This is a genomic window from Streptomyces sp. NPDC086023 (assembly GCF_044540325.1).
Taxonomy (GTDB): domain Bacteria; phylum Actinomycetota; class Actinomycetes; order Streptomycetales; family Streptomycetaceae; genus Streptomyces.
Window position 1 is genome coordinate 17794 of record NZ_JBITRX010000002.1, and the last position, 14287, is coordinate 32080.

At 75.1% G+C, this 14287-nt stretch carries 8 protein-coding genes; 5 read left to right on the top strand and 3 right to left on the bottom strand.

Annotation, left to right across the window (positions count from 1 at the left end):
* Positions 1-184 precede the first annotated feature (184 nt).
* The 4 genes from ACIF6F_RS03455 to ACIF6F_RS03470 all read left to right on the top strand — a co-directional run bounded on the left by ACIF6F_RS03455 (position 185) and on the right by ACIF6F_RS03470 (position 8951).
* A complete protein-coding gene (locus ACIF6F_RS03455; protein ID WP_399940630.1) occupies positions 185-3970 on the top strand; it encodes a S8 family peptidase in 3786 nt (1261 codons plus the stop codon).
* 165 nt (positions 3971-4135) lie between these two features.
* The gene (locus tag ACIF6F_RS03460; RefSeq protein ID WP_399940632.1) at positions 4136-6415 is read left to right on the top strand and encodes a hypothetical protein; all 2280 of its coding nucleotides are present in this window, start codon (positions 4136-4138) and stop codon (positions 6413-6415) included.
* A gap of 167 nt (positions 6416-6582) precedes the next feature.
* Positions 6583-8325 (top strand): pyruvate dehydrogenase, encoded by a 1743-nt coding sequence (locus ACIF6F_RS03465; protein WP_399940635.1) that lies wholly within the window; start codon positions 6583-6585, stop codon positions 8323-8325.
* A 242-nt stretch (positions 8326-8567) separates the two neighbouring features.
* Positions 8568-8951, top strand: coding sequence for an ATP-binding protein (locus ACIF6F_RS03470; protein WP_399940638.1), 384 nt, complete (start codon positions 8568-8570; stop codon positions 8949-8951).
* A 183-nt stretch (positions 8952-9134) separates the two neighbouring features.
* Here ACIF6F_RS03470 and ACIF6F_RS03475 read toward each other — a convergent pair whose 3' ends face one another.
* Together ACIF6F_RS03475 and ACIF6F_RS03480 are read right to left on the bottom strand one after the other, a co-directional pair.
* Complete coding sequence (locus ACIF6F_RS03475) at positions 9135-10208, bottom strand: DUF2637 domain-containing protein (RefSeq protein ID WP_399940640.1); 1074 nt, start codon at positions 10206-10208, stop codon at positions 9135-9137.
* A gap of 209 nt (positions 10209-10417) precedes the next feature.
* Positions 10418-11797 (bottom strand): lipase family protein, encoded by a 1380-nt coding sequence (locus ACIF6F_RS03480; protein ID WP_399940643.1) that lies wholly within the window; start codon positions 11795-11797, stop codon positions 10418-10420.
* A 218-nt stretch (positions 11798-12015) separates the two neighbouring features.
* Between ACIF6F_RS03480 and ACIF6F_RS03485 the strand changes: the two genes are divergently transcribed.
* On the top strand, positions 12016-13311 hold the full coding sequence (locus ACIF6F_RS03485; RefSeq protein WP_399940645.1) for a PucR family transcriptional regulator: 1296 nt from the start codon (positions 12016-12018) through the stop codon (positions 13309-13311).
* A 25-nt stretch (positions 13312-13336) separates the two neighbouring features.
* Here the strand turns inward: ACIF6F_RS03485 and ACIF6F_RS03490 are convergent, their stop codons facing one another.
* A complete protein-coding gene (locus tag ACIF6F_RS03490) occupies positions 13337-14242 on the bottom strand; it encodes a (2Fe-2S)-binding protein (protein WP_399940648.1) in 906 nt (301 codons plus the stop codon).
* Positions 14243-14287 lie beyond the last annotated feature (45 nt).

Here is a 14287-nt window from a genome sequence, read left to right on the forward strand (position 1 = left end):
GGCCGCGGTCGACGGCGGGAAACAGCCACGGCGCAAACCCGCCGGAGACATCATCACCGCATCGGCCGCCACTCTGCCAAGGTGACGCCACCGCAGCACCAACATCCGCTGGTCATACGCCCCTTGTCGGGCCCCTTTTGGGCTCCTCTGCGCGCGATGGCCGGAAATCCACCCTGGGAGAGCGATGCGCCCGATATCGCGTACGGCGTGGGGAGCGGCGACAGCCGCCGTCCTCGCCGTCACCGCGGTCGCCCCGTCCACGGCACAGGCCGGAAGCGGAACGTCCGGAAAGCGTCCCCTCGTCGGCAGCGAGCCCGCCGCCCGGCAGCAGCGCGGCCCGGTGACCGTCACCCTCGTCACCGGCGACCGCGTCCTCGTCAGCACCGACGCCGCCGGCCGCACCGCCGCCACGGTGCTGCCCGGCCGGGGATCCCCCCGGACGGAGTCCGAAGGCGGCAGCCTGCCCCTCGTCCAGACCCGCCGCTCCGGCAACGACCTGTACGTCTACCCCGAGGGTGCCGTCGCCGCCCTCGCCGCCGGAACCGTCGACGAGGAGCTCTTCAACGTCACCGGGCTGATCCGCCAGGGCTACGACGACGCCCACGCCAAGGCACTGCCCCTGATCGCCGTGTACGACAGCTCCGTGGACGTCGCCCGCACCGCCCCCGCCGCCCCGCGCGGTGCCGAGCGCACCCGGCTCCTCGACTCCGTCGGCGGCGTCGCGCTGACCGCCGACAAGCAGCAGGCCGCGCAGTTCTGGGCCGAGCTCACCAACCCCCGGTCCCGCTCGGTCCGGGGGCTGAAGAAGCTCTGGCTCGACGGCAAGGTCCAGGCGAACCTGGAACGCTCCACCCGGCAGGTCAACGCCACCGCCGCCTGGGCCGCCGGCTACGACGGCAAGGGCACCCGCGTCGCCGTCCTTGACACCGGTGCCGACACCGCCCACCCCGACCTCCAGGGCCGGGTCGCCGCCTCGGAGAACTTCACCGACTCCGACACGGCGGACGACCGCCAGGGCCACGGCACCCACACCATCTCCACCGTCGGCGGCTCCGGCGCGGCCTCCGGCGGGGCCAGGAAGGGCGTCGCCCCCGGCGCCGGACTCCTCAACGGCAAGGTCCTCAACGACGGCGGCTACGGCCTGGACTCGTGGATCATCGCCGGCATGGAGTGGGCCGTCGCCAACAAGGCCGACGTCGTGTCCATGAGCCTCGGCGACCCCTCCCAGAGGGACTGCACCGACCCCCTCGCGGCCGCCGCCGAGGAGCTGTCCCGCACCTCCGGCGCCCTCTTCGTCATCGCCGCCGGCAACTCGGGCCCCGGCCCCAACACCGTCTCCTCGCCCGGCTGTGCGCCCAGCGCGCTGACCGTCGGCGCCGTCGACCGGGACGACTCCACCGCGTACTTCTCCAGCCGCGGCCCGGCGGGCCTCGCCCACACCCTCAAGCCCGAGATCGCCGCCCCCGGAGTCGGCATCTCGGCCGCCGCAGCCGGCGGCCGCGGGGTGTACGCGTACCAGTCGATGTCCGGTACGTCGATGGCCACCCCGCACGTCGCGGGCGCCGCCGCCATCGTCAAGCAGCGCCACCCCGACTGGACCGGCGCGCAGATCAAGGCCGCCCTCACCGGCTCCGCGAACCCGAGGCTCCCCGGCGACGTCCGCGAGACCGGCGCCGGGCGCCTCGACGTTCTGGCCGCCCTGCGCACCACCGTCACCAGCGCCCCGGCCGTCCAGGGCGGCAGCTTCAACTGGCCCCAGGACCGCAGCGACCGGACCACCGTCCAGGTCCCGTACACCAACCACGGCGCCGCCCCGGTCACCCTGAGCCTGGCCGTCCGGCAGGTCACCGGCCACGACGGCTCCGCGGTCCGCAGCACCGTCGCCCGCCTGGGCCGTACCACCGTCACCGTGCCGGCCGGCGCCACCGTCAGGGTCCCGCTGGCCCTCGACCCCACCGCCCGGCTGACCCGCGCCCAGTACGGCGACGTCACCGGCCGCATCGTGGCCACCGCCAAGGGCGTCAGCGTCTCGACCCCCTTCTCCCTGTACGTACAGCCGGAGACCGTCACCCTGCGCGTGAAGCTGGTCGACCGGGCCGGGAAGCCGGCCGGGGGACCGTCCTCCCTCGACGTCATCGGCACCGACGACGCCAGCGGCGAGCGCCGCTTCAACGACGGCGCCGCCGACCAGGTCTACCGGGTCCGCCCGGGCGCGTACTTCCTCTCCGCCTTCGTGGGAACGCCCGACCGGGAGGAGGGCGCGACGCTCGTCGACTCCCTCACCTACCTCGGCCGTCCGCAGGTCGAGGTCCGCAGGGACACCACGGTCGTCCTCGACGCGCGCAGGGCCGCCCGGCTGCGCGTCGCCGCCGACCGGCCGACCGAGGTCCGCGGCGGCACCCTCGCCTTCGCCCGCTCCTGGGACGACCTGTGGCTGCACGCCGGCACCGCCGCGGGCGGCCGCGGCATCCGCGGCTTCTACGCCTCCGTCGAAGGGCGCGCCACCGACGGCGAGTTCGAGTTCGGCAGCTACTGGCGGGCCGCCGCCCCGCTGATCACCGAACTCAAGGCCGTCGGCGGACCGGTGCTGCACCCCAACACCGCGAGCACCGGCAGCGACAACCTCGACGGCACCGGCAGCGCCCGCCTGGTCGACGCCGGCACCGGCACCCCCGAGGAACTGGCCGCCGCCGGCGTCAAGGGAGCCGTCGCCCTGGTCCGCTCCGAGGACAGCTCTCTGTACGAGGCCGCGCAGGCCGCCAAGGCCGCCGGCGCCGTCGCCCTGCTCGCCCACCGCACGGCGCCCGGCCGCTGGTACGGCTTCACCGGCTACGCCGGAGGCGCCCTGCCCGCCCTGAGCATCGACTCCACGGAGGCCGCGGCCCTGCTCGCGCAGCTGAAGACCGGCCCCGTCACGCTGGCCTGGAAGGCCACCGCGAAGAGCCCCTACCTCTACAACCTGGCCTTCCCGGAGACCGGCACCGTCCGCGGCGACCGCACCTACCGGGTGCGCGACCGAGAACTGGGCCGGGTGGAGGCCGCGTACCACTCCATGGGCGTGGCCGCCGACTACGTCGACACCACCGCCGCGTACCGGCCGATCGGCAGCGCCGTCCACTTCGGCGGCATCGAGACGGTCGCCGTGCCGGGGAAGCGCACTGAGTTCTACACCGCCGGGGACACCGCCTGGGACCACCTGGTCTCCAGCAGCTTCCCCTGGGGTGAGTTCATGACGGACCGGCAGCGCACGTACCGGGCGGGCACCACGAGGTCCGAGAGCTGGTACGACGGCGTCGTCGGCCCGGTCGCCCCGCGCGGCACCGACGGCACGGAGGTGCTCGCGGCCGAACGCCAGGGCAACCTGATCGGCTTCGCCTCCGCCATGTGGGGCGACAGCGGGCACTACGCCCAGCCCGGCGGCTTCGGTGACATCGGCAATCTCCAGCTGAAGCGGGACGGCGAGGTGCTCGGCGACAGCGGCTACCCCTTCGGGGTCTTCGAGGTACCGGCCGAGGAGGGCCGGTACGAGCTGACCCAGAACGTGGAGAAGTGGGGTGCCCCGGCCCGCGTGTGGCAGCGCTCCACCGGGATCCGGACCACCTGGGGCTTCACCTCGAAGCTCGACGCGTCCGCGTACTCGCAGGGCCTGGGCATCCTCTTCCCGCGGATCGCGCTGCCCGGCGCGGACGGCCTGAAGACCCTGCCGGCGGCGGACGGCCAGACGGTACGGCTCTCCGCGACCGGCCACGCCGGGTATGCGCCCGGCGCGCTGACCGCCGCGAAGCTCGCGTACTCGTACGACGGCGAGCACTGGACCGAGGCCACCGTGCGCCGTGACGGCGCCGCGTGGACCGGGGTCGTGGACCACGCGGGGGCCTCCGGCAAGCCGGTGTCCCTGCGGGTGGAGCTCACCGACGCCAAGGGCAGCACCGTGAGCCAGACCGTGGCGCGGGCGTACGACGTGCGCTAGCCGCGGCCGTTGAGACGGGTCCGCCGGGCGACCTTCCCGTGGGGGGTGGGGCCGCCCGGCGGACCTCCGCGTCTTTCGGGTAGGCGTTCGACCGTTCGCCCGTAGGTGTGGTGTCCGCCGGTATTCGCGAGGTTTTCGCCCGCCCCGGGCGGCGAACATAAGGGCATGAACCAGCAGGGGGACGCGGACGACTGGTGGCAGGACCTGTACGAGGACTTCCCGCCCGACGACGACCGGGCCGCACGCGGCCCCGAGGGCACCCTGGACGCCCACTTCACGTCGGCGTCCCGCGTGACCGCCCCGGTACCGCCGGGCCCGGACACGCGCCGACCGGCGGGGCCGGCTGAGGTACGGCCACCCTCGGGAGAGCCGCCGGCCGGGCGAACGCCCGGAAGACCGGAAGCGGGGGCGGTGACCGGGGAGACGCGCGGGTCCGGAGGACCGGTGGCGGGGAAGGGACGCGGACCGGAGGGTCCGGCTCCCGGTGAGCCGCCGCGCAGCCCCGCCACGTTTCCCGGCAAGGACGTCCCCGGCAAGGACGTCCCCGGCCCCCGCAGGACCCCGGCCGCCGCGGGAGCGACCGACGCCCTCGCGGCCTCGGAGCCCTCACCACCGGGTGAGGGGCAGACACCGGGCGGCGGTCCGGACGCTCCGGGAAGCCCGGCGGACGGACGGCCGTGGAACCGGGACGACCCGGAGTCCGGGGCCCTGCCCACGCGCCCGCGCGCGCCCTGGGAACCACCGCCGACCCTCCCGGACTTCAGCGCCGGCACCTCCGGCCGGGGCATGTGGGGCGGCGACGACCCCGGCCGGGGCGGCGACGCCGCCGCCCGGCACCCCGGCCCTCCCGCACCGGGCGGCGACGCCTCCGGCCGGAATGCCGACCCCCGCGCGTCGGACGGTGACGCCGCCGGCCGCAACGCCCGTCCCGTCGCCGGGGAGGCCGGGTCCGGCGGCCCGCCGCCCGGCTCCGGCCCCGGACGCGGGCAGGCTCCCGGCAGCCTGCCCGCCCCGCCACCACCCCCGGCCCCCGGAAGCGCGGACGCCAGGCTGCCGTGGCCCGGTCACCCGGACGCGCCGCCGCCCCCGCCCGCCCCCCTGCCGCGGGAGTGCTCCGAGCCCGACCCCCGGTACGGCCCCCGCGCTCCCGGCATCGGCACCCCCGAACCCACCCCGCCGTACCCCGCCGCCGGAGCGGAAGACGGGACGGCCGGCACCCGTACCGGCAGCGGGAGTTCCGGCGCGCAGCCCCCGGACGGGCGCAGGGCGCCGGAGGACGCCGGGGCCGGCCGACCCGGCATCCCGGCACACCCCGCCCCGGGAGCCGGAAGCTCCGCCGGGCCGCCGTCCGCCGGCAAGGCGGACACTCCCGCCACCGGACCCGACCCGAGGTCCGCCGCGCCGGACACGCCGTCCCCGTACGCGTCTCCCGGTGCCGGGGCGGACCCGGAGGGGGCCGACGACGCGCCGCCGGCACCCCGCAGCGGGGCCGGCCCCGCGAACGGCGACACCGTCCGGGGCAGCGGCGCGGCGCCCGGACTGCCCGCGCAGCGCACCGGGCCACCGGAGGAGCTGCCCCCGCTGCCACCGCCCCCGGCGGAGCCGCGCCCGCACCCCGGGCGCCCCGCCGTCCGGTACCTCGGCGACCGGCCGCCCACCTACGAGGGCGAGCCCGGCGCCCTCCCGGTCGCGGACCCGGCCGAGCCGGCCGACCTCGTGCCCGACACCGTGCTCGAAGGCGCCCGGTACGGCCGCTACACCCTCCGCGCCGCCTCCGTACGCGGCGACTCCGCCCGCTACCGCGGCGAGGCCCGCCGGGACTTCCTGCTCACCGCCCGGTTCGGCCGCGGCGACGACGCCCTGCTGCTGGTCGCCCTCGCCGGCGGCGACCGCGCCACCCCCGGCGCACCGCAGGCCGACGCCGAACTCTGCCGGTGGATCGCCGGCGCCGTCGGCCGCAGCCAGCAGCGGCTCGGCGCCGACATCCGGGCCGGCCGCCGCGACGACCTCCGCTCCGGCCTCCAGCGCCTGACCGACCGCGGGTACGGCCGGCTGCGCGCCCTCGGCCACCCCCAGCCCACCGGGCTGCGCTGCATGCTGCTCCCCATCGACCCCGAGTGCCGCACCCGCGTGGTGTTCGGCGCGGGGGAGGGCGGCCTGTTCCGGCTCCGCGGCGGCGTGTGGGAGGACCTGGAACCCGCCAGGACCGATCAGCCCTTCCGGTTCCGCGCCTCCGTGGCCGAGAGCGGCGACACCCTCCTCGTCTGCACCGGCGGCCTCGCCGACCCGATGCGCGACGAGCCGCTGCTGCCCGAGGCCCTGGCCGGCCGCTGGGGCCCGGGCTCCGGCGGGGCGCCGGGACTGGCGGCCTTCCTCGCCGACTCGCAGCTCAGGGTCAAGGGCTACGCCGACGACCGCACCGCAGCCGCCCTCTGGGAGAGCTGACACGAGGAGGTCCGAGTACGGGGACGGAGACGGGTGCGGAGACGGGGACGGAGACAAGGACGGAGCAACCCGACGGGCGCAACCCGCCGGTGCGTGGGTTGATGGGAGGCGTGCCGCCGCCCGCGGCCGCACGGGCACCGACGCCGGACCGGAAGGGCACCCCTGTCATGGCCAAGCAGAACGTGGCGGAACAGTTCGTCGACATCCTCGCCCGCGCCGGCGTCCGGCGCCTGTACGGAGTGGTCGGCGACAGCCTCAACCCGGTGGTCGACGCCATCCGCCGCACGGGCGGCATCGAGTGGATCCAGGTCAGGCACGAGGAGACCGCCGCCTTCGCGGCCGGCGCCGAGGCCCAGGTCACCGGCAGGCTGGCAGCCTGCGCCGGCTCCTGCGGCCCCGGCAATCTGCACCTGATCAACGGCCTCTACGACGCGCACCGCTCCATGGCCCCGGTGCTCGCCCTCGCCTCCCACATCCCCTCCAGCGAGATCGGCCTCGGCTACTTCCAGGAGACCCACCCCGACCAGCTGTTCCGCGAGTGCAGCCACTACAGCGAACTGATCTCCAACCCCCGCCAGATGCCCCGCCTGCTCCAGACGGCCATCCAGCACGCCATCGGCCGCAGCGGCGTCAGCGTGGTCGCGCTGCCCGGCGACATCGCCTCGCAGCCCGCCCCCGACCGGCCGGTCGAGCACGCCCTGGTCACCGCCCGCCCCTCGGTACGCCCCGGCGACGGTGAGATCGAGAAGCTGGCCCGGATGGTCGACGAGGCCGACCGGGTCACCCTCTTCTGCGGCAGCGGCACCGCGGGCGCGCACGCCGAGGTGATGGAGTTCGCCGAGCGGGTCAAGGCGCCGGTGGGCCACGCCCTGCGCGGCAAGGAGTGGATCCAGTACGACAACCCGTACGACGTGGGCATGAGCGGCCTGCTCGGCTACGGCGCCGCCTACGAGGCCACCCACGAGTGCGACCTGCTGATCCTCCTGGGCACGGACTTCCCGTACAACGCCTTCCTGCCCGACGACGTGAAGATCGTCCAGGTGGACGTCCGGCCCGAGCACCTCGGCCGCCGCTCCAAGCTCGACCTCGCGGTCTGGGGCGACGTGCGCGAGACCCTGCGCTCCCTCACCCCGCGCGTGCGCGCCAAGACCGACCGGCGCTTCCTCGACAAGATGCTCAAGAAGCACGCCGACGCGCTTGAGGGGGTCGTGAAGGCGTACACCCGCAAGGTGGAGAAGCACACCCCCATCCACCCCGAGTACGTCGCGTCCGTCCTGGACGAACTGGCCGCGGACGACGCGGTGTTCACCGTGGACACGGGAATGTGCAACGTGTGGGCGGCGCGCTATCTTTCCCCCAACGGCCGCCGCCGCATCATCGGTTCCTTCAGCCACGGCTCCATGGCGAACGCCCTGCCCCAGGCGATCGGAGCCCAGTTCACCGACCGCGGCCGCCAGGTGATCTCGATGTCGGGCGACGGCGGGTTCTCCATGCTGATGGGAGATTTCCTCACGCTGGTGCAGTACGACCTGCCCGTCAAAGTGGTCCTGTTCAACAACTCCTCCCTGGGCATGGTCGAGCTGGAGATGCTCGTAGCCGGACTGCCTTCGTACGGAACCACGAACCGCAATCCGGACTTCGCCGGCATCGCCCGGGCCGCCGGGGCGTACGGCGTCCGGGTGGAGAAGCCCAAGCAGCTGGCGGGCGCCCTCAGGGACGCCCTGAAGCACAAGGGACCTGCGCTGGTGGACGTGGTGACCGATCCCAACGCCCTGTCCATCCCGCCGAAGATCAAGGCGGAGATGGTCACCGGCTTCGCGCTGTCCGCCAGCAAGATCGTGCTCGACGGCGGGGTCGGCAGGATGCTCCAGATGGCCCGCTCCAACCTCCGGAATGTGCCCAGGCCATAGCCCAGTGCGACCGGCCGGTGACCGGCAGGAGTGCCGCCGCCCGCGCGGGGCATGCATCCCGTAGACCTGTTCGAGGAAGGGATGGCACCGTGCGGGTGGGGGCGAACGCCGGGCAGCAGTGGAGAAGGGGGCGGCCGGTCGCGCGCGAGCCCTCCGAGGACGAGGACACGGACACGGAGGCGGCGCGCAACAGGCGTACGAGCCCCACGTCGTCCGGTCCGGCGGGGCCTCCGGGCCGCCGGATGAGCCGAACGGTGCGCAGGGCCGACCTCCGGGCCGTGGGCGAGGTGCGGCGGGCACTCCGGGAACTGCTCCGCCCCTGGGGTCGCGCCGACTCCGCGGACGTGGCGGAGCTGCTCACCACGGAACTCGTCACCAACGCCCTGGTCCATACCGACCAGGGGGCCGAGGTGACCGCCAGCCTCGCCGCCTCCCGGCTCAGGGTGGAGGTCCGGGACCACGCCACCCGGCATCCGCTGCCCCTCGTACCGGCCGCCGACGACGGTACGCACGGCAGGGGACTGCTGCTGGTGGAGGCGATGGCCGACGCCTGGGGCGTCAGCGCCCACGGGATGGGCAAGGTGGTCTGGTTCGAGATCGACGCCGCCGGCTCCGGACCGGACTGAAGCGGCAGGCTCCGGACGGGCCGGACTGAGCGAGATGCGACGGGCCGGACTGAGCGAGATGCGACGGACCGGACCGAGCGTGAGGCGACAGACCGGGAGGGAACCGGCGGCCGGGCAACGCGGAGGGGGAGGACCGGGCGTACCCGGTCCTCCCCCTCCGGCCGAACCGCTGCTCCCGGTCCCTCAGCCGAACTGCTGCTCCAGGTCCTTGAGCTTGCGCTCCAGGGAGTCCAGGCGCGGGATGGTCTGCGTGTCGTCCTCGGCGGTGAGGTCGACGGTCCGCGCGTAGCCGTCAATGGAGCTGGAGCCGCTCACGGCCTTCAGGGAGGGCCGCTCGGGGGCTCCGGTCAGGGGAAGCATGGGCAGCTGTCCCGGTTCTGCTATGGCGGGCTCCGCGCCGACCGGCGCGGAGCCCGACCCCGGAGCGAGTCCCGGTACGTCCACCTGCCGGCCGCGGGCCCGGCCGAACGCGCGGTGCTGGCGGCCCAGCGCCCGGATGTGGGCGCGCTCGCGGCGCTCCTGCTCCCGCCTGCGGTGCCGGTTCGCCTGCTTCTCCCGCTTGTCCTCGCGCACCTCCTCGACCGCCTCGTCGAGGGTCCGTACGCCTTCCAGCAGCATCAGCGACCAGGCGCCGAAGGTCTCGCGGGGAGCCCGCAGCCAGCGGACGATGCGGATCTGCGGCAGCGGCCTGGGCACCAGGCCCTGCTCGCGCAGCGCGGCCCGGCGGGTCTGCTTGAGGGCCCGGTCGAACAGCACGGCCGCCGAGAGGGACATCCCCGCGAAGAACTGCGGGGCACCGTCGTGCCCCAGCCCCCGCGGCGCGTGCACCCAGTTGAACCAGGCCGCCGCGCCGGCGAACAGCCAGACCAGCAGCCGGGAGCCGAGCGCTGCGTCGCCGTGGCTGGCCTCGCGGACGGCGAGCACGGAGCAGAACATGGCGGCGCCGTCGAGGCCGAACGGGACGAGGTACTCCCAGCCGCCGGAGAGGTTGAGGTTCTGCCGGCCGAAGCCGACCAGGCCGTGGAAGGAGAGGGCCGCGGCCACCGCGGCGCAGCAGAACAGCAGCACGTACGAGGCGGTCCCGTAGACCGCCTCCTTGCGGCGCCGGCGCTCCTCGCTGCGCTCCCAGCTGTCGTCCGCCGATGCCTTGTCACCCTCGCGCCTGCCGCGCGCCAGCACCGCCACCGCCGCCAGGACGCCGAGGATCAGGAGGCTGCCGGGAAGCAGCCAGTCCAGCGATATGTCGGTCAGTCTCATCCGGTGTCCCTTGCATCGCGAGAGCGGCGTTCCGGCGTCATATTGGCGGATCGCGTGCAGGCCGCATGCGGGTTTCGGGTCAAGTGACCGCCATCGGGTTGCGGCCCCCTCCGGATAGGGCGATCTGTCTCGAACTCCCAGCCGAAAATCCGTAGTTGAGTTCGAATCGCGTCACTCGAAAGAGTGGAGTAGTCCGGAGGGGCCGGTGTTCAGGACCCCGGGGCCTCCTCGGGGGCGAGCGAGTTGCCGGCGGGGATGCGGCCGCAGTCGGAGGGGGCCGTCCGGCCGGCGAAGCGGTCGTCGATCCAGCCCAGCGCGACGGGGATCCAGGCGGCGGTCGCGCCCACGTGGCTGAGGAGCTCGTACTGGCGGTACTTCACGGCGGGGGCTCCGGTGGCGCAGTACTGGCGGGCGAGCGCCCGTACGTCGCCGGCGACCATGACGCCGTCCCCGGTGCCGATGCCGGGCCGGTTGCCGAAGGTGCCCTCCAGGACGCCGGCGTCGCCCTGGCCGATGAAACCGGGCACGGTCGGGGTGGCGGCCGACCCGAGGTTCAGCCGGTTCACCGCCTCCAGGAAGGCGGGGATCGAGTTGGGGTCGGCGTACTCCGGCTTCGCCATCTTCTTCCACGTCAGGCCGGGGTAGTGGCCGATGGCGTCGATGATCGAGCCGTCCTCCAGCTGGTCGTACACCTTCCGGCCGTAGTCGCTGAGGTAGGACTTCAGGTCGATGTCGTACGAGCGGGAGACCCCGATGACCGCCATGGGGATGACGCCGGACCAGGCCAGCGAGCCGTCGACGTACTTGAGGTTGTGCGCCGGGTCCACGAGCAGGCCGCCCTCGGCGTAGCCGACCAGCCGGGCGTTGACGTCCGGGGCGTAGCGCGGTGCGAGCGCGGCGGCCCAGTTGGTCGCGATGGCGCCGCCGGAGTAGCCGAGCAGCGCGAAGCGGGTGTCCGCGTCGAGCCGGGTGCGGTCCGTGCGGGTGGCCGCGCGGATCGAGTCGAGGGTGTTGGTCCCGTACTCCGGCCCCGCGGCGAAGTTGGCCCGCTGGCCCTCGGTGTCCGGGATGACGAGGTCGTAGCCCTTGGCCAGGAGCGGTGCCATGAACAGGGCCTCGACGTTGGGGATCAGGCCGCCCAGGGTGACGTTCCCGGCGATCGCGCGGGACGGCCCGTCCTCCGGGCTGAGCGAGTCGTAGAAGGACTGGTACGACACCGCCCGGCTGCCGTCGCCCGACGGGCTGTGTACGACCGTGGTCACGTTCGCGGCCGGCCGGCCCTGGGCGTCGGTGGTGCGGTACAGCAGCTGGACCGCCTTGAGCGGGGTGGGGATCCCGACGAGGTGGTACTGCAGCGTCCGCGACCTCAGCACGGTGCCGGGCGCGAACGCGGACAGGGGCGTGCTGCCGGCGTAGGCGTAGAAGGGGTCGCTCGCGCCCGTGGCCGTGACCGAGGCCGTCGTGGCCGCGACCGGTGCGGTCGCGGCCGTCGGGACGGCGGACGCGCCGGCCGTCGCCGCCGGGGAGGCGGCCACGACCACCGCGGTGGCGGCGGCGAGGGTGGTCAGGCGCACGGCTGCCTTGGACATGGGTGCCTCGATTCGTGGGGGGCGTGCGGGGCCGGAGTCCGTGACGGCGGGCTCCCGGGTGCTGCGCTCTTCGGCAACGACGTGACAGGGGCGGGGGATTGTCTGGCGGTTCACCGGCCGGACGTGTTACCAACCAGTAGGAAAAGTCCCGGAAACATCATGCGGGCCCCGCACGGCCGCGTCTCCGGGGCGGGCCCCAGAGATTGGAGAGGTGGATTGTGACCGCGTCCAACGCCCCGGAACCCGACCAGGCGGCGCCGCGGTTCGGCGGCGTCCCGGTCCACAAACGGCTGAGGGCGGCCGAAGGCACGCTGGAACGGGCCGTGATGGTCCGGCTGGTCGAGCGGCTGCCCGTGTACGGCGCGCTGCCGCCGGAACAGCTCGGCGGCGACATCGCCAGGCAGGTCGTCCGCGGCATCCGGACCTTCGCCGAGGTGCTGCGCACCGGCGAGCTGCCCGGGCCCGCCGAACAGGCGGCGATCCGCGAGTCGTCGGCGCGGCGCGCCGACGAGGGGGTGCCGCTGGAGGCCGTGGTCAGTGCGTACCACCTCGGCGCGGAGGAGTGCGCCGCCCAGGTCTTCTCGGCCGCGGGGCCGGGGGACCTGGGCGACGTGCTGCTGGTCCAGCGCCAACTCCTCGCGTACCTGCGGCTGGTGAGCTGTGACGTGGCGGCGGGGTACGTGCAGGAGCGGCAGATGGCCCTGGGCGACGAGCAGGTCGCTCTGCAGTCGCTGCTGTCCCGGCTGCTGGAGGGCGGCAGTCCGCGGGCCGCGGCCGACCGGGCCGGCGTCCGGCTGCCGCCCTGCTACCTGGTGCTGAGCATCAGCGTGGGACCGCACCCCGACGAGCTGCTGCCCGGCGTGAACCACGCGGTCGCGGCCCGCCGCAAGCTCCGGCGGCTGCGGAACGAGCTCCAGCGCCAGACGGCCGGCCTCCCGCTGTCCGTGCTGTCCGGGTCCGGCGGGCTGGTGCTGGTGCCGTACGAGACCCCGGCCGCCGAGTGCGGCCCCGCGGACCGGGAGCGGCTCACCCGGATGGTCGGACAGCTCGGCCGGATGTGCGGCGCCGAGCTGCTGGCGGCGGTCGTGCCGGCGGCCCCCGAGGACGTGGCGGAGGCCGCCCGGCTGGCCGGCGAGGTGCGGGAGGTCGCGCAGGCCTCGGGCCGGGGGCCCGGGCTGTACCTGCTGGAGGACGTGCTGCTGGAGTACCAGCTGAGCCGCCCGAGTCCGGCGCGGCGCGGCCTCGCCGCGCTGCTGGGCCCGCTGGAGGGGCGCCCGGAGCTGCTGGAGACGCTGCGGACGTTCCTCGCGGCCGGGCTCGACCGGCGCGGGGCCGCCGCCCGGCTCCAGGTGCACCCCAACACCGTCGACTACCGGCTGCGCAAGGCGGCCGAGCTCACCGGACTGGACGCCGCCCGGGGCGCCGACGTGGTGACGCTGCACGCCGCGCTGGCCGCGCATGACGCGGTACGGCGGGGCGGCACGGGTGGGGCCGGGCGGGCGGGGGCCGGCTGAGGCGGGCTGCGGGGTGCGGTTCTGCCTACGCCGTCGTCGCGGTCAGCCGGGCGACCCGGTCCGCGTCGCAGGTGCGCGGACAGGTGACGCAGGTGTCCTCGGACCGCACCGTGTAGAAGAGGCAGCAGCTGGCGCGGTCCCGGGTGGGCAGCTCCCGGCCGCCGGGTCCGGTGAGCGTACGGAAGCCGGCGCCGCCGGTGTACGGGGCGGTCGAACCCGGCAGCAGCAGCGCCAGCTCCGCCGTGGCCCTCGCCTCCTCGCCGAGCAGGCTGGCGATGTACCAGATGCCCTCGGCGACCTCGTCGGTCACCATGCCCCACAGGGCCCGCCGCCCGCGCCGCATTCGCGGGCCGAACCCCTCCAGCACCGGCGCGACGTGCTGGGCCACCGCTGCCCGCACCTCCGCCCGCAGCGCCTCCTCGTCGGCCACGACCCGGGCCCCGGGGAGCGCGGCCGCCGGGTCCGACGGCAGGCAGGCGAACTCCTCGACCCGTACGGACATCCGGCCGAGGGTCCGGTGGAACGCCACCCGTTCCACGGGCAGCCGGGGCACCCGCCGGGACAGGAACCAGGGCGCCGTGAACAGCAGGCAGGCGGGCCAGGCGTACCGGTGGAGCCCGAAGCTCGCGATCACATCCGGGCGGGCCTGGCGTCCGTAGTCCCGCAGCACCTGGGCCTCGTCCCAGGCCAGGAACCCGTCCAGAGCCGCGCCTCCGGCTGCCAGCTCGGCCGCGCCGACCCAGCCCGCTCCGCGCGGGGCCGGTCCGGTTGCGCCCGACTCACGGACGGTCAGCCCCGGGAACACCTCGGCCAGCCGCGCGTACGCCGGTGCCACCGGAGAGCCGGCGGTGGCACCGGGCTCCCCCGCGGGGGAGCCGGAGACGTGGGCGGGGGCGGCCGGGGAGGCGGGGAGCGCAGCCGGGACGGTCATGACGGAGCCCATCGATCGCGATCGAAGCAAAGGTTAGGCTTACCT

What these genes read in the sequence shown, in the direction of transcription:
- ACIF6F_RS03455 (WP_399940630.1), top strand. Translation starts at nt 185, where the DNA reads ATGCGCCCGATATCGCGTACGGCGTGGGGAGCGGCGACAGCCGCCGTC.
- ACIF6F_RS03470 (WP_399940638.1), top strand. Translation starts at nt 8,568, where the DNA reads ATGAGCCGAACGGTGCGCAGGGCCGACCTCCGGGCCGTGGGCGAGGTG.
- ACIF6F_RS03460 (WP_399940632.1), top strand. Translation starts at nt 4,136, where the DNA reads ATGAACCAGCAGGGGGACGCGGACGACTGGTGGCAGGACCTGTACGAG.
- ACIF6F_RS03465 (WP_399940635.1), top strand. Translation starts at nt 6,583, where the DNA reads ATGGCCAAGCAGAACGTGGCGGAACAGTTCGTCGACATCCTCGCCCGC.
- ACIF6F_RS03475 (WP_399940640.1), bottom strand. Translation starts at nt 10,208, where the DNA reads ATGAGACTGACCGACATATCGCTGGACTGGCTGCTTCCCGGCAGCCTC.
- ACIF6F_RS03490 (WP_399940648.1), bottom strand. Translation starts at nt 14,242, where the DNA reads ATGACCGTCCCGGCTGCGCTCCCCGCCTCCCCGGCCGCCCCCGCCCAC.
- ACIF6F_RS03480 (WP_399940643.1), bottom strand. Translation starts at nt 11,797, where the DNA reads ATGTCCAAGGCAGCCGTGCGCCTGACCACCCTCGCCGCCGCCACCGCG.